The 22,139-nt window shown below is 61.6% G+C and carries 18 protein-coding genes and 1 tRNA gene; 12 read left to right on the top strand and 7 right to left on the bottom strand.

All coding sequences use genetic code 11. From position 1 onward, the window contains the following. Positions 1 to 40 precede the first annotated feature (40 nt). From J3D60_RS06530 to J3D60_RS06515, 4 genes are read left to right on the top strand one after another with little or no spacing between them, the layout of a single operon-like run. Positions 41 to 1,102 carry an acyl-CoA dehydrogenase family protein gene (locus tag J3D60_RS06530; protein WP_253490507.1) on the top strand — a complete coding sequence of 354 codons (1,062 nt, stop codon included), beginning with the start codon at positions 41 to 43 and terminating at the stop codon, positions 1,100 to 1,102. Then, complete coding sequence (locus J3D60_RS06525; RefSeq protein ID WP_253490505.1) at positions 1,099 to 1,902, top strand: ABC transporter ATP-binding protein; 804 nt, start codon at positions 1,099 to 1,101, stop codon at positions 1,900 to 1,902. Before J3D60_RS06530 ends, J3D60_RS06525 begins: the two co-directional genes overlap by 4 nt. Further along, a complete protein-coding gene (locus tag J3D60_RS06520) occupies positions 1,889 to 3,088 on the top strand; it encodes an ABC transporter substrate-binding protein (RefSeq protein ID WP_253490503.1) in 1,200 nt (399 codons plus the stop codon). Before J3D60_RS06525 ends, J3D60_RS06520 begins: the two co-directional genes overlap by 14 nt. Beyond that, the gene (locus tag J3D60_RS06515) at positions 3,085 to 3,846 is read left to right on the top strand and encodes an ABC transporter permease (RefSeq protein WP_253490501.1); all 762 of its coding nucleotides are present in this window, start codon (positions 3,085 to 3,087) and stop codon (positions 3,844 to 3,846) included. Before J3D60_RS06520 ends, J3D60_RS06515 begins: the two co-directional genes overlap by 4 nt. 55 nt (positions 3,847 to 3,901) lie before the next feature. Here the strand turns inward: J3D60_RS06515 and J3D60_RS06510 are convergent, their stop codons facing one another. Further along, entirely contained in the window at positions 3,902 to 7,435 is a 3,534-nt protein-coding gene (locus J3D60_RS06510; RefSeq protein WP_253490500.1) for a hypothetical protein, read from the bottom strand. 343 nt (positions 7,436 to 7,778) lie between these two features. Between J3D60_RS06510 and J3D60_RS06505 the strand changes: the two genes are divergently transcribed. Next, complete coding sequence (locus J3D60_RS06505) at positions 7,779 to 7,967, top strand: hypothetical protein (RefSeq protein WP_027606724.1); 189 nt, start codon at positions 7,779 to 7,781, stop codon at positions 7,965 to 7,967. A gap of 8 nt (positions 7,968 to 7,975) precedes the next feature. Here the strand turns inward: J3D60_RS06505 and J3D60_RS06500 are convergent, their stop codons facing one another. Beyond that, positions 7,976 to 8,356 (bottom strand): fe2+ zn2+ uptake regulation protein, encoded by a 381-nt coding sequence (locus J3D60_RS06500; RefSeq protein WP_065927339.1) that lies wholly within the window; start codon positions 8,354 to 8,356, stop codon positions 7,976 to 7,978. Positions 8,357 to 8,592: 236 nt separating this feature from the next. Between J3D60_RS06500 and J3D60_RS06495 the strand changes: the two genes are divergently transcribed. Together J3D60_RS06495 and J3D60_RS06490 are read left to right on the top strand one after the other, a co-directional pair. After that, a complete protein-coding gene (locus J3D60_RS06495) occupies positions 8,593 to 10,881 on the top strand; it encodes an acylase (RefSeq protein ID WP_253490499.1) in 2,289 nt (762 codons plus the stop codon). A 212-nt stretch (positions 10,882 to 11,093) separates the two neighbouring features. After that, positions 11,094 to 11,167 (top strand) — tRNA-Cys (locus tag J3D60_RS06490). Positions 11,168 to 11,781: 614 nt separating this feature from the next. Here J3D60_RS06490 and J3D60_RS06485 read toward each other — a convergent pair. Beyond that, the gene (locus J3D60_RS06485) at positions 11,782 to 12,039 is read right to left on the bottom strand and encodes a hypothetical protein (RefSeq protein ID WP_065941676.1); all 258 of its coding nucleotides are present in this window, start codon (positions 12,037 to 12,039) and stop codon (positions 11,782 to 11,784) included. A 177-nt stretch (positions 12,040 to 12,216) separates the two neighbouring features. Between J3D60_RS06485 and J3D60_RS06480 the strand changes: the two genes are divergently transcribed. From J3D60_RS06480 to J3D60_RS06470, 3 genes are all read left to right on the top strand, one after another. After that, a complete protein-coding gene (locus tag J3D60_RS06480; RefSeq protein WP_167361111.1) occupies positions 12,217 to 12,375 on the top strand; it encodes a hypothetical protein in 159 nt (52 codons plus the stop codon). Between the two features lie 281 nt (positions 12,376 to 12,656). Continuing rightward, the gene (locus J3D60_RS06475) at positions 12,657 to 13,265 is read left to right on the top strand and encodes a LysE family translocator (protein ID WP_065941675.1); all 609 of its coding nucleotides are present in this window, start codon (positions 12,657 to 12,659) and stop codon (positions 13,263 to 13,265) included. A 315-nt stretch (positions 13,266 to 13,580) separates the two neighbouring features. Further along, positions 13,581 to 14,588: a GlxA family transcriptional regulator gene (locus J3D60_RS06470; protein WP_253490498.1), complete on the top strand. Its 1,008-nt coding sequence runs from the start codon at positions 13,581 to 13,583 to the stop codon at positions 14,586 to 14,588. A 497-nt stretch (positions 14,589 to 15,085) separates the two neighbouring features. On the opposite strand, the gene J3D60_RS06465 is transcribed toward J3D60_RS06470, so the two are convergent. The 3 genes from J3D60_RS06465 to J3D60_RS06455 are packed head-to-tail and all read right to left on the bottom strand — an operon-like array spanning position 15,086 to position 18,254. After that, positions 15,086 to 16,345, bottom strand: coding sequence for an FAD-dependent oxidoreductase (locus tag J3D60_RS06465; RefSeq protein ID WP_253490497.1), 1,260 nt, complete (start codon positions 16,343 to 16,345; stop codon positions 15,086 to 15,088). Positions 16,346 to 16,348: 3 nt separating this feature from the next. Beyond that, positions 16,349 to 17,287: a dihydrodipicolinate synthase family protein gene (locus J3D60_RS06460; protein ID WP_253490496.1), complete on the bottom strand. Its 939-nt coding sequence runs from the start codon at positions 17,285 to 17,287 to the stop codon at positions 16,349 to 16,351. Positions 17,288 to 17,327: 40 nt separating this feature from the next. Then, positions 17,328 to 18,254: a 4-hydroxyproline epimerase gene (locus J3D60_RS06455; protein WP_065941671.1), complete on the bottom strand. Its 927-nt coding sequence runs from the start codon at positions 18,252 to 18,254 to the stop codon at positions 17,328 to 17,330. A 211-nt stretch (positions 18,255 to 18,465) separates the two neighbouring features. Between J3D60_RS06455 and J3D60_RS06450 the strand changes: the two genes are divergently transcribed. Together J3D60_RS06450 and treS are read left to right on the top strand one after the other, a co-directional pair. Next, positions 18,466 to 19,227 (top strand): AraC family transcriptional regulator, encoded by a 762-nt coding sequence (locus J3D60_RS06450; protein WP_065941670.1) that lies wholly within the window; start codon positions 18,466 to 18,468, stop codon positions 19,225 to 19,227. A gap of 105 nt (positions 19,228 to 19,332) precedes the next feature. Further along, positions 19,333 to 21,396, top strand: coding sequence for a maltose alpha-D-glucosyltransferase (gene treS, locus J3D60_RS06445; protein ID WP_253490495.1), 2,064 nt, complete (start codon positions 19,333 to 19,335; stop codon positions 21,394 to 21,396). A 47-nt stretch (positions 21,397 to 21,443) separates the two neighbouring features. On the opposite strand, the gene J3D60_RS06440 is transcribed toward treS, so the two are convergent. Continuing rightward, positions 21,444 to 22,139, bottom strand: a complete 696-nt coding sequence (locus J3D60_RS06440; protein ID WP_253490494.1) for a response regulator — start codon at positions 22,137 to 22,139, stop codon at positions 21,444 to 21,446.

Here is a 22,139-nt window from a genome sequence, read left to right as displayed (position 1 = left end):
AGGGCGGGTGGCCCTGCTGCTTTGACAAGGAGAAACATGAATGCTTGACCCGATCTTGAGCCGTTGGCTCGATGTTCAAGCGCAGGCCCTGGATGTGGGCAGTTGCGATCCCCAGGAAGTGCTGCCCCGGCTGGCAGAGGCCAACGTACTGCGTATCGGTGTGCCAAAAGCCTTCGGCGGCCTGGGCGGCGATGTGGCCGGCGCCGTCGAGGCCATTGCCAATGTCGCCAGCCATTCGTTGGCGGCGGCGTTTGTGTGCTGGGGCCAGCGCTCGTTTATCGAGTATCTGCTGCAGAGCCCGAATGAGCGACTGCGCGAGCAACTGCTGCCGGACCTGCTCAGCGGCAGGCTGGCGGGGGCCACCGGTTTGTCGAATGCGATGAAGTTCCTGTCGGGCATCGAGACGCTGCAGATCAGCGCCGAGCCGAATGATCACGGCTGGACCCTCAACGGTCGCCTGCACTGGGTGACCAATCTGCGCAAGAACGGCTTTGTCGCGGCAGCGGCGGTGGAGCATGCCGGTGGTGGCGCGCCGTTTATCCTGGCGATTCCGGATTCGGTGGCGGGCCTGCAACGTTCCGGCGACCTGGAGCTGCTCGGCCTGCAATCGAGCAACACCGCAGCCCTGGGCCTGGAAGGTGTCGAGCTGAGTCGCGAGTGGTTGCTGCACGAGGATGCACGCAAGTTCCTGCCGGCCGTGCGCCCGGCGTTCCTGGGTTTGCAGTGCGGAATGTCGATCGGCCTGGCCCGGCGCTCGCTGGCGGAAGTCGCCCATCACCTGGGCGCGGCCCGCACGGTGTTGCGCGAAGAACTCGAAGGGTTGCGCGGGACCTTGGATCACCTGGTGACCGAGCTGCAGAATGGCCTGCTCGCCGGGCGCTTCGCCGCCGAGCCGGTGGCGTTGTTCAAGTTGCGCATCGGCCTGGCCGAAACCGCCGCCAGCGCGGTGCAGCTGGAACTGCAGGCCAGCGGCGGCAAGGCTTACCTCACGGCCCATGGCAGTGGGTTTGCGCGGCGCTGGCGGGAGTCGGCGTTTGTGCCGATCGTCACGCCCAGCCTGGTGCAATTGCGCACCGAGTTGCAACGCCAGGCCAACCTGTGAGCCCGGTGGTATTGAGTGCCCGGGGCATTGGCCTGGGGTACGCCGGCGGCCCGGTGCTGCAAGGCTTCGACCTGCAATTGCAGCGCGGTGAAGTGGTGTCGATCCTGGGCCCCAGCGGGGTCGGCAAGTCCAGCCTGTTGCGGGTGCTCGCCGGCTTGCAGGCGCCCCAGGAAGGCAAGGTCCAGGTGTTGGGCGAGCCGTTGAACGGACCCCATCCACGTGTCGCCGTAGCGTTCCAGGACCCCAGCCTGCTGCCCTGGTTGAGCCTGGAAAAGAACGTCGCGTTCGGCCTGGATTTCGCCCGCCAGCCGCACCTGGGTGCTGATGAGCGCCGCCGGCGCGTCGACCACGCCATCGCGGCGGTTGGCCTGGAGCACGCCCGCCAGCAATTTCCGGCGCAGCTGTCCGGCGGCATGGCCCAGCGCACCGCGTTGGCCCGTTGCCTGGCACGCCAGCCCCAGGTGCTGTTGCTGGATGAGCCCTTCGGTGCGCTGGATGAAGTGACCCGTGCCGATATGCAGCACCTGTTGCTCAAGGTCAACCGTGAGCAGGGTTCGGCGGCGGTGTTGATCACCCATGACATCGACGAAGCACTGCTGTTGTCCGACCGCATCCTGCTGCTGGGCAACCGCCCGGCGCGGACGCTGGGCGAATGGCGCATCGACCTGCCGCAACCGCGCGAAGAACAGGTGGAAGCCATCGGCGCGCTGCGCATCGAGATTCTCAAAACCCTACGGCAGGCGAGCCGCCCTCAACCCCAACCCCTTGACCTGCTGGAGCCCAGCCATGTGCCTGGATGACCTGACCCACTCGCGCCGTGACTTTCTCAAACTTTCCGCGGTACTCAGTGCCGCCGGCGCCTTGCCGCTGCTGAGCAGCCTGCAGGCCCGCGCCGCCAGCGAGCCGGATGCGCCGGTGCGCATCGGCTATCTGCCGATCACCGACGCAACGCCCTTGCTGGTGGCGCATAACAACGGCCTGTTCGAAGCCGAAGGCATCAAGGCCGAGCGTCCGGTATTGCTGCGCAGCTGGGCGCAGGTGATCGAGGCGTTTATCTCCGGGCAGGTCAACGTGATCCACCTGCTGTCGCCGATGACCGTGTGGGCACGCTATGGCAGCCAGGTGCCGGCCAAGGTGGTGGCGTGGAACCATGTGGGCGGTTCGGGGCTCACCGTGGCACCGGGCATTACCGAGGTGAAGCAACTGGGCGGCAAGTCGGTGGCGATCCCGTTCTGGTATTCGATCCATAACGTGGTGGTGCAGCAACTGTTCCGTGACAACGGCCTGGCCCCGGTGGCGCGTGCCGCCGGCAGTGCAATTGGCGCCAACGAAGTCAACCTGATCGTGCTGCCGCCTTCGGACATGCCGCCGGCCCTGGCCAGCCAGCGCATCGACGGTTATATCGTCGCCGAGCCGTTCAACGCCCTGGCGGAGAACCTCAAGGTCGGGCGTGTGCAGCGGTTTACCGGCGACGTGTGGCGCAATCACGCGTGCTGCGTGGTGTTCATGCACGAACACGACCTGAACAATCGCCCGGAGTGGTCGCAGAAAGTCGTGAATGCGATCGTCAAGGCCCAGGTGTGGACCCGTGATAACCGCGCAGAGGCGGTGAAACTGCTGTCCAAAGACGGCCCGAACCGCTACACGCCACATGCCGAGCCGGTGTTGAGCAAAGTCCTGGCGCCAGCCGCTGCCGACCGCGCGGCCTACCTGGCCGATGGCGCGATCCGGCATGCCGACTGGGACGAGCACCGCATCGACTTCCAGCCCTATCCATTCCCCAGCTACACCGAAGAATTGGTGCGACGCTTGAAGGACACCCTGATCGAGGGGGACAAGAAATTCCTCGCCGACCTGGACCCGGCCTTTGTCGCCAAGGATCTGGTGGATGACCGCTTCGTGCGCAACGCCATCGAAGCGGTGGGCGGCATGGGCACCTTCGGCTTGCCCGAGGGCTTTGAGCGGACCGAGGAGATTGGCGTTTGAACAACCGCAGAGTCCCGGGCTGGTTGCTCGGGTTGAGTGGCCTGGCCGGCCTGTTGTTGCTGTGGTGGCTGGGGGTGAAGGTGTGGGGCGATGGCGGCGGCCTGGCGGCGCGCTTTTCGCTGGCCGCCACCTTCAGCAGCCTGTGGGAATTGCTGGGGCGCGGTGAGCTGTATCTGCATATCGTCGTGAGCCTCAAGCGCATTTTCGTCGGGCTGTTCCTGGCCTTGCTGGTGGGGGTGCCACTGGGGCTGCTGGTGGGCAGTTCGCGCAACCTGGAGGCGGCGACTACGCCGGCCTTCCAGTTTCTGCGGATGATCTCGCCGCTGTCCTGGATGCCTATCGTGGTGATGCTGATGGGGGTAGGGGACCAGCCGATCTACTTCCTGCTGGCGTTTGCCGCGGTGTGGCCGATCATGCTCAACACCGCCGCCGGCGTGCGCCAGCTCGACCCGCGCTGGCTGCAGTTGAGCAGCAGCCTGAGCGCCACGCGCTGGGAAACCTTGCGCCGGGTGATCATCCCCGGCGTGGTGGGCCACGTACTGACCGGCGTGCGCCTGGCCATCGGGATTCTGTGGATCGTGCTGGTGCCCTGCGAAATGCTTGGGGTCAGCGCGGGGCTTGGCTACTACATCCTGGATACCCGTGATCGCCTGGCCTATTCGGAACTGATGGCGATGGTGTTGCTGATCGGGCTGCTGGGGTTTGCCCTGGATGCGCTTGCACGCGGGGTTCATCAGCGGTGGGTGCATGGGGAGTAAACAGCAAAAGGTAAGCCCCAGGGTAAATCGCCTTGGAGCTTACCTTTCCCAATGACTAGACTTTTATGTCGATTTGCATATCTCCAACCGTGTCATCCGTTTTGGACAGCGCTGCCGAGGTATCTCTTTGTTTGTCAGCCTTCCTGGCCACACTCTCGGCGATATCTGCTTTTTGATAGACCCCTATGCCGATTCCCCCGGTTAACTCGGCAATGCCAGGAACACCTTCGGCCGTGTTCATATGTGCTCTGCCCACCCAAACGACCGACTTGCCGCCAAGTTCATTTTTCATGACTTGCTTGGCGCCGTAGTAGTTGACTTCCTCAAGGCGCTGTTTGGATAGCGCTATATATTCCGGTGAAGTTTTGTCGAGGGTACCCAACCCGGAGAAATAACCTGGAGAGTCTGAGTGGCGCGTCAGGTAGCGATGTTCGAGCGGCATTATCTCTATGCCAAACTCTTCCGCTGCTTTTTTGAGTTCATCATAAAGTGTGGCGCCGCCCTTCCTTTTTGAAATGGTATGCGCCAGCGTTGTATCTGCGATCAAACCGTATGCATCGAGTGTGGCACCTTCCAGGAAGATGGTGTTGACGCCTCCTTCGTGGAAGGTTTTCATGGCGTCGCGCATTGCGATCAGGCTTGCAACTTCACTATGGCTTTCCCCAAACACCAGTACATTGGTTTTTTTCAACGCTTCAGCGATAAGTTCGTTGGGTGTCATCTTTTCGGTGATATCAGGAAGCGCCGGACGTGGAGGAAAGTTGCCCGCCGCTACGTCTCGAAAATAGCCATTTTTTTCAAGTGTGAATTTTTCCCGGGTGAATTGGATTCTATTGGGTGTGAAGTGGTCTTCGATCAAAGCGCCATTGGTATGGCGGCTGGTTGCATATTCATCCATGGGTAACGGAACCCTGGGCTGGATCCCCCTATGAGCGGGGCGATGAGTCCTGTCGAGTGGATCGTAACGAAGTCCATCACGCGGGCGGGGCGACGGCGGCATTAACACATTCAATGGGGAGAACCCTTCCAGCGGTGTCCCGTAAGGCTTCTTCTTGACCGGATCGTAGGCATACCGTCGCCCATTGGACAGGATCGTGTCTGCCTCATAGGTCTGGTCCGCGACCTTGAACGTGCCGCGTGTGATGGGCCCATGCTCGCGGCTGACGGCCCTGGTCAAATCGGAGGCGTCACCAGCGGCCTTGATCTTGTCCACGCCCTTGCCGATCAGCCTGGCGCCACCCTGTACCAGATCGCCCACCCCACTTAAAGGATTGAGTTCGCCAATGACGGCAGTGCCGAGTATTTTGGTGACCTTGAGGGCCTTGGTCGTCGCGCTGATGGCCTTGGATCCGACTTTGGCCACTTTCGCCGCCGCGCCCGCACCGGCGGTGACGAAACCGAAAATATCCATGCCCAGGTCGACTGCGCCTTCCAGGTAGTTGCCATTCACAAAGTTCTGGATCGCCGATTTCAATGGAATCAGGTCAAGGAAAAAATTGACAAGTTTCGACTGGGCTTCCATTTGCCGGTCGTAGGTGGTTGCGCCCTTGGCCTGTTTGATCACATCTTCGTTTTCGATGTCCAAGTGTTGGATAAACGCGTCGGCGATGGCCTGCGTTCGAGTGCTGGAGAAACTGTTGGGAACGGGCAATGGGTCTTGGGCTGGCTTGTTTTGTTCAAACACTGTTTTAGGCACGTCTTCGGGGGTGAACGCCTCTATGGGATAGACCCGGTTGGCGTCACGCTCGCGCTCTCGGGTCAATACGGTGTCGGAAACGGATTTGACAGTGCCTTGATTTAAATCCATCTCATAAACTGTTTGGCCCTTTACCCCCGTGGACTTGATCAATAACGTGTGATTTTTTTCTGCCAGGGTTCGGCCGCTAAAGCCCATGCCCAGGGTGTAGGTATGGTTCTGATAGAACTCGAGCTTCCCATATTCCAGCTTCTGCCGATCGTTAATCGGGAGTTGGCTGATCATTTGCTTGACGGCCGTGGCGATGCCCTCTTTGCGATCTTTTATGGCCTGCTTGAGGTCCTTATTGAATACGGTGTTTACGTCAAATTTGAGGGACTTGCCTTGTATGGCCGTTTTGATCTTGGGATGTTGTGTTTCCCATTCATACCGGTGCAGCCCGCTCATCGCGATATCCAGTAATGAGTGTCGGCCGGCGGGCGCCCTATTGGGGTCATAGAGCGGTTGGGCGAAGGGCTGTATGGTGTCTTTGACAGTCAGGATTTTCTCTTCAAACGGCAAGTTCTCGCCAAACCTTTCCTTTAGCTTGGCCAGGGCAATTTCCTTGCGGCTGGGGAGTGTGGCTTCGATCTGGTCGCTGGCCTCTATCCGCGCATCGGCCTGCAGGTTGAAGGCGCTCCTGACCTTTTCGATGTCGCTGGTGTTGTACCGAGCGGCTTCATCTTCAGAGAGCACGCCGTTGACGACGCCCCAGGTCCGCAACGCGGCGGCCTGTGCCTGCTGGGTCACGGCCATATCTTCCTGGCCGGCATCCTTGGCTTTCAGCATGACTTGGGCAAAGGTCATGTTGGGTACTTTGCCTGGTGTCTGCGCTTCTATCGTCGCTGCCGCGATGGAGAGGCTTACCCAGGCCGGGCTGCCATAGGTCAAATTGGCGGGGAGGTCTTTGATCAGCAACTCCGGTGCCTTCCTGGCCAGTAACAGGTAAGCGCCGACCTTGGCCATTTCGGGTGTGGTGCGGTGGGTGCGATGCAGATGCGTGCTGAAGTGGCCGAACAACGCTGAAGCGGGTTCGCCCCAGTGGCTTTGCTGGGCCAGATCGAAGCCTGCCACCATTTTTGTGTGAGACGGGGGCATGGATGGCGGGTCCAGCAACAGATTTATGGCGGCCAAGGTGTAGTCGTTCACGCTGGAGTGTGTGGCAATACCGTTCAACTCGGTCTGCAAGGCTTGGCCCAACGCCTGCGCACGCGGCGTGGCAAGGAGCGTTTCCAGCGCCTTGACCGGGTCCCGCGCTGCCTCGCTGGATAGTGGCTGGTTGCTGTTCAGGTATTCCAGCACACTCTGGCTACCTATTTGTGAAGGGTTTGGGTGTTGGGTCACAAAGCGCCTGGCGGCGTCCACCAGTGAACGTTGCCCATCGGCACTCAGGGGTAACGGCCAAGACAGAGCGCCGCCAAAGTCGCCCAGAGGGTGTTCCTGGGCTCTGCTGAGCACCGATTCCGCCAGGACGGTCAGGGAATCGTGGCGGGAGGGTATGCTCAGGCCGGACGATCTGATGTAAGCCTCAAGCGTGACGGTTGTATGGGCGTCGGATGAGAAGGACTCGGGATGAATATCGATGGTCGTGGTTTTCAGCGCGCCCAGGATTGCCTGGGGCGTTGCGCTCGTGCCCAGGCGCGTGGCGATTTCGGTGAGTGCTTGGCCCAGGGTCCGCAGGTTCTGTTTGTATGCTATCACCCGCGCCAATTCTGTATTGGCGGCACTGTGGCGGGGTGTCTGTGCAGGCGTGGCGTGTTGGGAGCCGGACGATGGCTGGTTTTGGCTGTCACCTGGGGTTGCAGGTAGAAAATGCTGAGGCTGTTGAATGGATACGGGGAGGATACTTTGCATCGGTGGGTACCTTTTTTGACGTATCAACAAAGGCGCCTGTCAGTAGGAGGTTCCCTGTTCCCCAGGCGCCCCTTTGGGTGCGGAAAACACCCGCCGGGGTTCCTCCTCGAAGGCATGCAGTGTGTAAGGCTGCATGTAGATGCTTGCGTGAAAGGTTACGATGCCCTCGTCCATTCAAAGGTGAAGCCCGCCGCCTCGGGGTGAGGGGGACACCGGACGAGCGAAAGCTTTTCATCACCTGTAACATAAGATCCCGTCGAGCCTGTGCATCCCGTCGCCGGGTATGTGCCTGGTGTGTTCGGCGATACACAGTGATTACATTCTTCCGGTTCAGGAACCCGTCATGACCCAAAAGCAACGCTTGAAATACTCGATCCTGATCGCCCTGGCGGTATTGGCGACGATGTTTGGCCTGTCCTACCTGCAGAACATCGGGTTTATCAGTGAGAAGACATTCCAGACCATCGCCATCGCCGTCGCGGTCGTCGTGGTGGTGATCAACGGCATCATGCGCCGCAAGGTCAAGCTTTAAGGTCAGCCTCAGCTTCGAGCGTCGAGTACCTTGGCAGCCTCTTCATGGAGGCTGTAGCTTTTATCCGCGTTGAGGGTGATCACGCCTTCGCTGCACAGGCGCTTGAGCACTTCGCGCACACTCAGGAACGACAGCGGGATCCCCAGCTCCAGCAAATGGCTGTGCACGCCACGTACCCCCAGGGTGCGCTGGTTGTCGGCGGCGGTGAGCAGGGCGTCGATGACCTTCAGCCGGATCAGGCTGGTGCGCAGGCCGAAACACTTGAGCAGGTGGCGAATACGCTGGTTGCCTTGCTGTTCGGGGGTTTTGCCGAACGCTTGGGCGCCGTTGCCAAATTGGCTGTCGGCTGCGGGTGAATGTCCGTCCGTGGGCACTTGCGGGTTGTACATGCAAAAACTCCTTATCAGAGCCTGATCAGGAAAATGATGGCGCTCTTAGTCAATAAGACGAACGAGCGTGCAAAATCATGAAGGGTGTGATGTAGAAAATTTGTCGGTATCGGCTTTGTCACATCTGCGACGCCTCGGATAAACCCGCCCCAGGGTTAAATTTCTCCCGGTTTTTTGCGTCCTTACGGTGGGGTGGTTACCCCTGTGAGGGTGTTCAATTTGACTGCGGAGTCTGTGTGATTATTTCCAACGGGTTGGCCAGGGTGTGCGTGACGGGGCTGTTGCTGGGGGTGAGCCTGGCTGCAACGGCACGGGAGTCGATGACGCAGGCGTCGGCGGATATCCGCCGCACCAGTTTCGGCGTGCCGCATATTCGCGCCAATGACGAACGCGGCCTGGGCTTCGGGATCGGTTATGCCTATGCCCAGGACAACCTGTGCCTGCTGGCCAATGAAGTGGTTACCGTGAACGGCGAGCGGGCCCGGTACTTCGGCCCCGAGCAGTCGACCCAGGAAGAGCGCAACAACCTGGCCAGCGACGTGTTTTTCACCTGGCTGAATACACCGAGCGCGGTGGCTGCTTTCTGGAAGGCGCAAAGCCCGCAGATCCAACAGCGCATGCAAGGCTACGTGGCCGGCTACAACCGTTACCTGAAAGAGCAGGGCGCACCCGCCCAGTGCCAGGCGGCCTGGGTGCGGCCGCTGGTGGTTGAAGACCTGGTGAAATTGACCCGCAGGTTGTTGGTGGAAGGCGGTGTCGGCCAGTTCGCCGAAGCCCTGGTCGGCGCCGCGCCGCCCCAGGCAACCGCGAGTGTGCAACCCAGCGCCAAGGCATTCGAATTGGCCGCCGCCAATCAACAGCGCTTCAGCCTGGATCGCGGCAGCAATGCCGTGGCGGTGGGCCGCGACCGCTCGTTCAATGGCCGTGGCATGTTGCTGGCCAACCCGCATTTCCCGTGGGTGGGCGGCATGCGCTTTTATGAAATGCACCTGACCATCCCCGGCCAGCTGGATGTGATGGGCGCCGCGCTGCCCGGCCTGCCGGTGATCAATATCGGCTTCAACCAGCATGTGGCGTGGACGCACACGGTGGATACGTCCAAGCACTTCACCCTGTATCGCCTGACGTTGGATCCCAAGGACTCCACGCGCTATATGCTGGATGGAAAATCCATCCCCCTGGAAAAAACCTCGGTGACGGTCCAGGCCAGGCAAGCGGACGGCAGCGTGAAGCCGGTGACCCATCCGGTCTACAGCTCGCAGTTCGGCCCCGTGGTGCAATGGCCCGGCAAGCTGGATTGGGACACTCACCACGCCTTCAGCCTGCGCGATGCCAACCTGGGCAACGACCGCGTCCTGCAACAGTGGTACGCCATGAACCGTGCCACGAGCCTCAAGGACCTGCAAACCTCGGTGCACACCCTGCAAGGTATCCCGTGGGTCAATACCCTGGCTGCCGATGACCAGGGCCAGAGCCTGTACATGAACCTGTCGGTGGTGCCCAACGTCAGCGCGGCCAAACTGGCGCAATGCAGCGACCCGCGTGCCGGCCTGCAGATGATCATGCTCGACGGTGCCCGCAGTGCCTGTGCCTGGGACGTCGACCCGCGCGCCGCCCAGGCCGGCATCTTCCCCGCCGACCAGTTGCCGCAGCTGGAGCGTAGCGACTACGTGCAGCACTCTAACGATTCGGCGTGGCTGGCCAACCCCAAGGCACCATTGACCGGCTTCTCCCCGTTGATCAGCCAGGACCACATCGGCCTCGGCCCGCGCGCACGCTTCGCCCTGCAACGCCTGCAATCCCTGGAAACGCAACCGATCAGCGTCGCCGACCTGCAAAACATGGTCATGGACAACGAGGTGTACCTGGCCGGGCAGGTCATGCCCGACCTGCTGGAGTTCTGCGCCAAACACCTCGGCACCGACGCGACTGCGCTGAAGTCGCTGTGCACCAGCCTCAACGACTGGGACCGACGCGCCAACCTCGACAGCGGCCTGGGCCTGGTGCACTTCATCAACCTGTTTGAGCACCTGCAGCAAATCCCTGATGCCTGGCGCGTCGCGTTCGATCCGGCCCAACCCCTGACCACCCCACGGGGCCTGGCCATCGAGCGTGCCCCCGTGGCCAAGGCCCTGCGCGAAGCCATGCTGGCCTCCAGCGCAGCCGTGGCCAAACTCGGCCTCAACGCCGATAGCAAATGGGGCGATATCCAGGTCAGCGGCCAAACCCCGATCCACGGCGGCCCGCAGGCGCTGGGGATCTACAACGCCATGCAAACCGTGCCCCGGGCCGACGGCAAGCGCGAAGTGGTCAGCGGCAGCAGCTACCTGCAGATCGTCACCTTCGACGACCAGGGCCCCCACGCCCAGGGCGTGCTCGCGTTTTCCCTGTCCAGCAACCCGGCATCCCCCTACGCCAAGGACCAGACCCAAGCCTTCGCGCAGAAAAAACTCCGCCCACTGCCGTTCACCGACGCCCAGATCAAGGCCGATCCGCAGTACCAGCAGCAGCTCATCAAGGAGTAGGGCAGGCGCGCAACCCCTTGATGCCACTACGAAATATTTTTGAAATCAAGGGGTTGCAGGCAAAAGCAAATGAGTACATAATGGCGCCCATCGAACGCAACGAAGCATTAAAAACTTCAATGTATTCAATGAGTTAGAGTAGAGGTAGGGCTCTATGGCCCACTCAAGTTTTTATACGGTGAATGTCAGCGGCAAGGGCATTGATCGTTTGAGGCCGAGTAGCAAAATGGTTATGCAGCGGATTGCAAATCCGCCTACGCCGGTTCGATTCCGACCTCGGCCTCCACTCTTGAAAACCCCGTAGATTAACGTCTACGGGGTTTTTTATTGGGTGGAAGAAAAGGCCCGGGTGCCAACCTCTCGAGCAGGCCGATCTACCTCCCTCCGCATCCGCCTGTGCAGGCGCCATTCCCTTCCCGTTGTGTACAGCGTTGCCCCGTGTCGCTCCCGCGCTCGAAGGGTTTTCGACGAGTGACGTGTCTAGATCAAGGGTCAGGAGGCTTTTAAGGTTGTCATGGCCCGTGTTGGCGACTACCCTGGAAATGTTCGTATTGTTACGAATAATTTCGGTTGTGGCTGTTTTCAAGTCACGCTACTTCAGGATGAGGAACGAAAATGTTTTCACACGAAGGTCCCGCAATAGAGCTGTTGCTATTCATTTTTGGTCTAGCGATGCTACTTTTGGTCGTTTGGTTTTTTCATCATGAATACGAGCGAAAGACGGGGAAGGGTGTTAAAAAACTACATGATCTCGACGACAAACGCTCAACCTGACGCTGCTGTCGAATGAGCTTATCGAGTCGGCTCCCGCTGGCTCGCACTGTTCACTGACGCAAAGATTGAGGGCTGGCTACATTTCCGAGTCGAGGCCCTCATTCTTGAGCGTACCGACCTCAATCTTCAGCACTCAGCCTCTGACCTGCTGATGCGCTGCGCCTTCACTTCATCCGCGTACCTGGCGATTTTATCCCGCTGAGTTGCCAGCAACGTGCAGATCTTCATTAGCGCCAACGCCTCACTCGGTGTCCTGCTGCTGTTTGCCAGGGCTGTCAGTTCAACCACAGACCAGCCAATCACTGCAGCTGCATCGTCCAGGTCATAAAACAATTCCTGCTGGGCGGTTCTGGGTCCATCGAGGCCCTGTATCAACTCTTTCATCGACTTCTCCCTTTGGTGCTGATCAGGTATCAAAATTGGCCTTACTCGCATCAACGAATGACGTGTATCCACCCCAACACAAACCCTACCAAGACGTTACACGAAACCCATGACGGACTTCATTTAACGCGGTCTTACTTGACGTACACCCAACCTTGTAAAGCAGAGAGCGTTGTCATGAAGTTGAATTACCTAACCAAGGCGGCTGTTGTTGTCGCGCTGTTGTCGACCTTGTCGGGCTGCTGGATATTCATGCCGCCGGGCGGTGGCGGGGGGGGTGGCCATGGCGGTGGTGGTCATGGTCAAGGCGGCGGCCCTGGTGGCGGTCCGCGCTGACAGTCAGTCAACGGGAGGCAGGCCATGAACAATGGCCTGCCTCTTTTTTTGCCCCGGATAAATCCCAGGCAAAGAAAAGCCCGCGATGGGGAGCACGGGCTAAAAGGGATGTTCATTAGGAGCTGGGTTCACCATAAGGGGGCGTCTGTGAAAGCTTTGTGAAAACGCCGGAGCCATCTGAACCTGAAGTGTATGCCTCGATCCGTGCCTGGCTGTACGGGGCGCCGGGCGGCATAACCCACTACTGTCGCAGGCCTACCACACCGCTCGGATGCCGCACCATGTCCATGTCTACCAGCCTGCTGTCGGCCTTTGTGCTGTTCGCCTTCGTATCCTCGATCACCCCAGGGCCGAATAACACCATGTTGCTTGCCTCGGGGGTGAACTTCGGGTTTCGCCGCTCGATGCCCCATGCGCTGGGGATCAGTATCGGCTTCATGCTGCTGGTGATTTCGGTCGGCCTGGGCCTGGGTGAAGTGTTCAAGGTATTCCCGTGGGCCTACACAGTGTTGCGCTATGTGGGCGCGGCGTACTTGCTGTACCTGGCCTGGAAGATCGCCACGGCGGGCGGCATGTCCGATAGCAATGAGGAGCACGGCAAGCCCATGACGTTCTTGGGCGCGGCGGCGTTTCAGTGGGTGAACCCCAAGGCGTGGATCATGGCGCTCGGGGCCATCACCACCTATACGCCGGCCGAGGGTTATGTCACCAACGTGCTGGTGATCGCGCTGGTCTTTGCCGTGGTCAACCTGCCCAGTGTGTGCGTGTGGGTCGGGTGTGGCAGCGGCTTGCGCAATGTGCTGCGCGAACCGCGCTGGGTAAGGCTGTTCAACTGGTCAATGGCCGGGTTGCTGGTGCTGTCGCTGTACCCGATGTTGTTTGCCGGCTAGGCGCTAAACCGGCGAGATGGTCGCCAGCAGCCCGATGCCGATGGTCAGCACTAAAAAACCGAACAGGAAAATCGCCATCTTGGTCATAAGGCCTCCGAAGGGAAGGGGGTGGGGATGGGGGCCATTGTCCGCCCAGGCGGCGTTTCAATACAGGCGCAGATAGCAAAGAAAAAACCGTATCAGATGCGCCGGCGAGGGTTCTGCCACGGGCTTTTGGGGCCTGTGGTTTTTTCAAGATCAGTGCCTGAGACAGCCAGCGTTTTTCCCCCTAAGATGGCGCCCATTGCATCAACAATAAAAGTGGGCCAACCCTCGATGGAAAGACGCCAGTTCAGCGGTGGCATGAAAGGCAAGAACCTGCGCTACCTCAACGAAACTTCCCAGCCGGCATCGGTCACCCGCGTCGGCTTCCTGCTGCTCGAACATTTTTCCCTGCCGGCATTCACCCAGACCCTCGACACCGTGGTCACCGCCAACCTGTTGCGACCTGATCTGTTCGCCACGCGCACCTTCGGTTGTGACGACGGGGAAGTCATCAGCGACCTGGGCCTGGTGATCCGCCCTGACGTGCGTCTCGATGCGCCCGCGCTGCAAGGCCTGGATCTGCTGGTGATCTGCGGCGGCTTTCGCACCGAGCTCAAGGCTGACGATCAATTGATCCAACTGCTGCGTAGTGCCGCCGAGCAGGGCGTGAGCCTCGCGGGGTTGTGGAACGGCGCATGGTTCCTCGGCCGCGCCGGCCTGCTGCAGGGCTACCGCTGCGCCATCCACCCCGAACACCGCCCGGCCCTGGCGGAAGTGTCCAAGGCCACCCACGTTACCAGCGAACCCTACGTGATCGACCGCGACCGCCTCACCGCGTCGAGCCCCTCCGGCGCTTTCCACATGGCCTTGGACTGGATCAAAAGCTTGCACGACAAAGCCCTGGTCGAAGGTATCGAAGACATCCTGGCCTTCGAAGAATCGCGTTACCGGCGGATCAAACCCAGCGAAAACGTCAGCGTCAGCGCGCCCCTGCGCGAAGTGGTCAAGCTGATGGACGCCAACCTCGAAGAACCGCTGGAACTCGACCAACTCGCCGTCTACGCCGGCCGCTCGCGCCGCCAACTGGAGCGCCTGTTCAAGGAACAACTGGGCACCACGCCGCAGCGCTACTACATGGAACTGCGCGTCACCGAAGCACGCCGGCTGTTGCAGCACACCGAACTGTCACAGGTGGAAGTGCTGGTGGCGTGCGGGTTTGTCTCGCCGAGCCATTTCAGCAAGTGCTACAGCTCGTATTTCGGATATCGCCCCTCCAAGGAGAAGCGGTTGGTCAAGTAAGGTGCGAGGAAATCCAAGGCATGGCGGATGCCTTGTAGGCGGCCTCGACCGGTAGTCTCGTTCAGTGAAGTCGGCACAAATACGGGAGGTCCCGCTGAATCTTCGGCTTAGCGCTGTCGCACAGCAAACGGTAACCCCCGTGGCGAGGGAGCTTGCTCCCGTTGGGCCGCGAAGCGGCCCAAAAAAGGGGACTGCTGCGCAGTCCAGCGGGAGCAAACTCTTATAAAAATTAAAATAACTTACTGATTTTAAAGGGTTAAAGTTTCACACTAAAGTCTTGAGCCCTGCATAAATAATTTCAGGCGAGCGCATTCTTGTGGTGAGCGGGCTTGTCCCGCGTTGGGCTGCGCAGCAGCCCCAAAAAACCAGGCGCAGAGGAGTGCCTGAGACTCGGCATTCGTCTTGATCAGGGGCGCTTCGCCCCCCACGCGGGGCAAGCCCGCTCACCACATGAAATAGCGTGTGCAAGTTGCTGTGCTTGGAGGTGGCGGTTCTTCTCAAAACCGCCCCAGTCGATACGCCCCTAGCCCCGGCAACCCTGAAAGCGCAGGCGCCCCCGACGCCATTTGCCCCACCATCTCCGCCGTCACCGCCGCCTGGGTCAGTCCCAGATGCTGATGCCCGAACGCAAGCAGCACCTTCCCGTCACACACCCGATCAATAATCGGCAGCGAATCCGGCAGCGATGGTCTGAAGCCCATCCACGGCGTCGCGTCCTCTGCACTCAGGTCTTCACGAAACAACCCCTGGCTCAACCGATGCAACTGCCACGCCCGTTCCATGTTCGGCGGGCGATCGAGGCCGGCGAATTCCACGGTGCCGGCCAGGCGCAGGCCGCCTTTCATGGGCGTCATGATGAACTTGCGCTCCAGGGACGTAACGGCAAACGGCAGGCGCTGCTGTTCATGGGGCAGCATCAGGTGATAGCCCCGTTCGGTGTCCAGCGGGACTTTTTTGCCGGTCAGGGCGGCGGTGAGTCCGGCCGAGTGGGCGCCACAGGCGATCAGGACCTGGCGGGCGGCAAAGGTGCCTTGATCGGTGCTCACTGTGACGCCATCGCCTTCAACCCGCGCATCCAGCACCTGGCGTTGGAGGAACTGCACGCCACTGGCCTTGGCCGCCTCCACCAATTCGCAGACCAACCGGTAAGGGTCAAGGAAGTGCCCTGTTCGCGGGAAAAACAGGCCGCCCTGGATCTGGGCGCCCAATTGCGGGATAGCTTCACGTATGGCATCCGCCGACCAGAAATCCACCGGCACGTTTTGCTGCCGCATACGCTGTTGCAACCCATCGATGGCCGCGCGGGAGTCTGAACGTTCGAACACCAGCAGCGAGCCATCTTCGCGCAACAGCTCCGGGCGCTGAATACTGGCCAGCAACCGTTGCCAGGCGCCAAGGCTCGCTTCATTGAGCGCGCGCAGACCCGTCACCGTGCCCTGGTAACTCGCCGGGCGCAGGTTCAGCAGCAGGCGGATGAACCAGGGCAGGGCGCGTGGCAGGTATTTCCAGTCCAGGCGCAGCGGGCCCATGGGGTCCATGAGCATGGCGGGCAAGCGCTTGAGGATCGACAGGTCGGCGATCGGGAACACTTGCTCGGTCGCCAAGTGCCCGGCGTTGCCGTAGGAGGCGCCCATGCCGGGCGCCTGCTGGTCGATCACCCGCACTTTCCGCCCCTGGCGCGCCAGCTGCAGGGCGCAGGCAACGCCAATGATGCCGGCTCCGATTACGGTGATATCCGCAGGGTCAGGGTCGTGCATCCGCTACGCCTCTCTCGACCAGTTGGCATACCACTTGCGAAACAGCGCGTACTGGGTTTCGGCGTAATGCCGCTGGGCGTCGCTGAGCACATCGGTTTCGTTGAAGTGCAGGGCGTAGCCCGTGTCGCCGTTAAGCACCATCAGATACTTGTAATACAGCACCAGGTCGCAGCCTTCATCGAAGGACGACAACACCGCTAATGCCGCTTCCAGCTCCCGCGCCAGGCGCCGGGCCTTGGCATCGCCCTTGGCGGCTTGCTTGCTCAGGGCCACCAGGTGCAGCACTTCGCGGGGCAAGGCATTGCCGACGCCGGTGATCGCCCCCGTGGCGTTGCAGTTGACGAAACCGTGCACCACCTGGGTATCGACGCCCACCATCAGGGTCACGCTGTCGTCCTGGGAGGTGATGTGCTCGGCGGCATAGCGCAGGTCGGCAGCGCCACCGAACTCCTTGAAGCCGATCAGGTTCGGGTGTTCGCGGCGCAGCTCGAAGAACAACTCCGCGCGGGTGGCAAAGCCGTAGTAAGGGCTGTTGTAGATCACCGCCGGCAGGTTGGGCGCGGCCTTGAGGATCGCCGAGAAGTGCGCCTTTTGCGCCGTGGCGGACGCACCTCGGGACAGCACGCGCGGGATCACCATCAAGCCCTGGGCGCCGACCTTGGCCGCGTGGGCGGCGTGGGCCACCGCCTCGCGGCTGTTCACCGCACCGGTACCGACAATGGTCGGCACGCCCGCCGCCACCAGGCGTGACACGCCTTCCTGGCGCTCGGCTTCGGTGAGCAACGGCCAGTCGCCCATGGAACCGCAATACACCACGGCGCTCATGCCGATATCGATCAACTCGCGGCCCTTGGCGACCAGCGCGTCGAAGTCCGGCTTGCGCGCGGCGGTGCACGGGGTCATCAGCGCGGGGACGCAACCGGTGAAGATGTTGTCGCTCATTGTCCTAGCTCCTTACAGCGTTCAATCAAAAGGGATGGGCTCAGATGCCCCAGGCAAACGGGTCCTGCTCGTCGATCAGCAAGGTGCTGTCGGCGGTCATGTAGGCGCGGCCGGTGATGAAGGGGATGACACGTGTGCCGTCCCATTCATATCGGCCTTCGAAGCGGCTGCCGGTGATGCTGGCTTGTACCCAGGTATCACCGGGGGCGAGTTTTCCGTCGGCGGCCAGGCACGCCAGCTTGGCGCTGGTACCGGTGCCGCAGGGGGAGCGATCGTAGGCTTTGCCGGGGCACATGACGAAGTTGCGGCTGTCGGCGTGGGCGTCGTCGGCGAACAGTTCGACATGGTCGATCAGGGCGCCGTCTGCACCGTGGATGCCCTGGGCCTCGAGGGCCTTGAGCATCGCCCAGGTGTAGTCGGTGAGAGCGTCGACGTTGTCCATTGCCAGCGCCATGCCGTGCTCGGACACCAGGAAGAACCAGTTGCCGCCCCAGGCAATATCGCCCTGGACTGCGCCATGCCCCGGCACATCCACCGTCACCTGCTGGCGATAGCGATAGGCAGGCACGTTGCGCAGGGTCACGGCACCGTCGTCGTGCAAGGTCGCGGCCACCGGCCCCACCGGGGTGTCGAGGGTGTGCACGCCCGGCTGGATAAGCCCCAAGTGCTGCAGGGACGCCACCAGGCCGATGGTGCCGTGGCCGCACATGCCCAGGTAACCGGCGTTGTTGAAAAAGATCACCCCGCAGGTGGCGCCTGGGGTAACGGGCGCGCAGTACAGCGCGCCGACCAGTACCTCATTGCCACGGGGTTCCAGCAGGCACGCGCGGCGCCATGGATCGTGCTCCGTGCGCAGGTTTTCCAACTGGTCGGCGATGCTCGCGCCCTTGAGCGCGGGGAAGCCGGTCATCACCAGGCGCGTGGGTTCGCCGCCGGTGTGGGAGTCGATCACATGCAGTCGCTTCATAACGCGCTCCATCAATAAGAGCTGTGGGCTGCCTTCTTGTGAGTGTAGGGATAGGCATGCAGTGGCCCTATCGTGAACGCGCAAGCGGGCCGGCGATTGATGTTTTTTGCCGGCATCGATGACGAAATCAGCACAGTTCGCCCTGCTCGACAGCACCCCGGGCATGGGGCAATCTGCTTGCCATCAGGGCGAAAGCCGGGGAGAGATAATCATGCTTCAACGCGCGTTTGCGAGCCTTTGCCAAGGGGCCAGTCCTCTCCACAGCATCGAGCAGCTACTGGCCGGTGTGGGGCAGCTGCTGCCGATGCTGGATGTGATCCCCAATGCTGCCATCTTCATCAAGGACACAGACGCTCGTTACGTCCTTGCCAACCGCACCCTGGTGCAGCGCTGCGGCCTCAAGCAGCTGCAACCATTGCTGGGCAAGACCAGCGCCGACGTCTTTCCCGCACCATTGGGGCCGGGCTACACCGAGCAGGACCGGCGCGTGCTGCAGCAGGGCTTTGTGTTGGAGGACCAACTCGAACTGCACCTGTACGGCAGCCGCGAACCCGGCTGGTGCCTGACCCACAAATGGCCGCTGTACAACCACGAAGGCCGCATCATCGGCCTGGCCGGGATCTCGGTCGACCTGCAATCGGCCAGCGAAACCCACCCGGCCTACCAACGCCTGGCCGCCGTGGACGAGCACATCCGCATGCACTTCAACCGCCGCGTCACCCTTGGCGAACTGACGCGCATCGCCGGGATTTCCGTGGCGCAACTGGAGCGCTACTGCAAGCGCGTGTTCCACCTGACACCCCGGCAGATGATCCAGAAAGTACGCTTGGAACACGCCCATCGGTTGTTGCACAGCGACATGCCGATCACCGAGGTCGCGCTGCAATGCGGCTATACCGACCACAGCGCGTTCACCCGGCAGTTCAAGGCATCGACGGGGTTTACGCCGAGGCAGTATCGGGAAACCTGCTGAACGCCCGATCCCCCGTTCAGGCACGCCACATTGCAATGCAACGAATGGCCCACCGAGCCCTCATATGTTCACGAGTAATGTTTAACCACGACAGGTACCAAGCTTATGACCGCGGCTGAAAACAACCATGTGAACTGGCTGGTGGAACAATCGATGCTGCACGCGGCACGCCAGCGCGCCAAGCTCTATTCGGGCCAGGGCCGGTTGTGGCAGCAGCCGTATGCGCAGACCCGGCCCCGTGATGCCTCGGCCTTGTCGTCGGTGTGGTTTACCGCCTACCCGGCGTCGATTGTGACGCGCGAGGGCGGTACGGTGCTGGAGGCGCTGGGGGATGAAACGCTGTGGCATGCGCTGTCGAAGATCGGCATCCAGGGCATCCATAACGGCCCGCTGAAAAAATCCGGTGGCCTGACCGGCACCCGGCACACGCCGACCATCGACGGCAATTTCGACCGCATCAGCTTCGAGATCGACCCGCAGTTGGGCACCGAGGCGCAGTTGCAGGCGTTGACGCGCATGGCGGCGGCGCACAATGCGGTGATCATCGACGACGTGATTCCGTCCCACACCGGCAAGGGCGCGGACTTTCGCCTGGCGGAGATGGCCTACGAGGATTACCCCGGCCTTTACCATATGGTGGAGATCCGCGAGGAAGACTGGCCGTTGCTGCCCGAGGTAGCCGAGGGCCGCGACGCGCAGAACCTCAGCCCGGCCCAGGTGGATGCCCTGCGCGACAAGCACTATATCGTCGGCCAATTGCAGCGGGTGATCTTCTTCGAGCCCGGCGTCAAGGAGACCGACTGGAGCACCACGCCGGTGGTCATCGGCGTGGATGGCAAGCCGCGTCGCTGGGTATACCTGCACTACTTCAAGGAAGGCCAGCCGTCGCTGAACTGGCTCGACCCGACCTTCGCCGCGCAGCAGATGATCATCGGTGACGCCCTGCACGCCATCGACGTGATGGGCGCGAAAATCCTGCGCCTGGACGCCAATGGTTTCCTCGGCGTGGAACGCACCCTCGATGGCACGGCCTGGTCCGAGAGCCATCCGCTGTCGATCACCGGCAACCAGCTGCTGGGCGGGGCGATTCGCAAGGCCGGCGGTTTCAGCTTCCAGGAGTTGAACCTCACGGTGGATGACATTGCGTCGATGTCCCACGGCGGCGCCGACCTGTCCTATGACTTCATCACCCGTCCGGCGTACCAGCACGCGCTGTTGATGGGCGATGCCGAATTCCTGCGCCTGATGCTGCGCGAAATGCACCGCCAGGGCATCGACCCCGGCTCGCTGATCCATGCGTTGCAGAACCACGATGAGCTGACCCTGGAGCTGGTGCACTTCTGGACCCTGCATGCCCACGACACCTTCCTTTACCAGGGGCAGACATTCCCCGGCAATATCCTGCGCGAGCACATCCGTGAGCAGATGTACGAACGCCTGGCCGGCGAGCACGCGCCCTATAACCTCAAGTTCGTGACCAATGGCGTGTCCTGCACCACCGCCAGCATCATCACGGCGGCGTTGGGCATTCGCGACCTGGAGGCGATCAGTGCTGCCGACATCCAACAGATTCGCCAGATCCATTTACTGCTGGTGATGTACAACGCCATGCAGCCGGGGGTGTTCGCCTTGTCCGGCTGGGACCTGGTAGGCGCGCTGCCGTTGGCCGCCGAGGACGTCGAGCACTTGATGCAGGATGGCGATACCCGCTGGATTCATCGCGGCGCCTACGACCTGGTGGACCTGAACCCGGACGCAGCATTGTCGGCCGGCCAGATGCCGCGCTCGAAAAGCCTCTACGGCAGCCTCAACAGCCAGTTGCAGGACCCGGACTCGTTCGCCTCGCAACTGCAAAAGATCCTCGCCGTGCGCCGCGCCTACGACATCGCCGCCAGCCGCCAGATACTGGTGCCCGACGTGCAGAACCCCGGCCTGTTGATCATGGTCCACGAATTGCCGGCCGGCAGAGGCACGCAAATCACCGCGCTGAACTTCGGCGCCACGCCGATCACCGAAACCCTGAACCTGCCGGATATCGCGGCGGGGATGGTGGTGGACATCATCAACGAACGGGTGGAGGGCGACCTGACGGCGGAGGGCGAGTTCACCATTACCCTGGATGCGTACGAGGGGTTGGCGCTGCGGGTTATCAGCAGCACGCCGATGTAACGTCAATCTTCCAAGCACCGAAGAACCCAATGTGGGGAGGGGGGTTGTCAGGCCTGTGGCTGCTTTTCAGCCAACTGAAACCGATACCCCACCCCATACAACGACTCAATCGGCGTTTCCCCCGGGCATACCTGTTCCAGCTTGCGCCGCAGGTTGCGGATATGGCTGTCCACCGTGCGGTCGGTGACCACGCGGTGGTCGGAGTAGAGGTGATCCAGCAACTGGTCGCGGGAAAACACACGGCCGGCGGCGCGGGCGAAGGTGTTGAGCAGGCGCAGTTCCAGGGGCGTGAGGTCCAGCGCGATGCCGTCCAGCGAGGCCTGGTAGCGGGCTTCGTCGATCAGCAGGCGCGGCACCCCGGTGCCCAGCAACTGTGGGCTGCGGCGCAGGATGGCCTTGACCCGGGCCACCACTTCACGGGGGCTGAAGGGTTTGCAGATGTAGTCGTCGGCACCCAGTTCCAGGCCGAGCAGGCGGTCCACTTCTTCGACGCGGGCGGTGATCATGATGATCGGCACCGCGCTGAAACCGCGCAGGTCCTGGCACAGCTGCATGCCGTCACGGCCGGGCAGCATCAGGTCGAGCAGGATCAACCTGGGCTCGTGGACGCGCACGGCGGGCACCACGTGCAGGCCATTGTCCAGGCACCGGGTGGTATAGCCGGCGGCCTCCAGGTAGTCCCGCATCAGGGCGGCGAGCTTGGGTTCGTCTTCGACGATCAGGATCGGCGGCTCATCGTGCAT

This window comes from Pseudomonas sp. S3E17 (genome assembly GCF_024168685.1).
Classification (GTDB): domain Bacteria; phylum Pseudomonadota; class Gammaproteobacteria; order Pseudomonadales; family Pseudomonadaceae; genus Aquipseudomonas; species Aquipseudomonas marginalis.
Note: the sequence above shows the minus strand (reverse complement) of the source record. Positions and strands in the feature narration are given on the sequence as shown.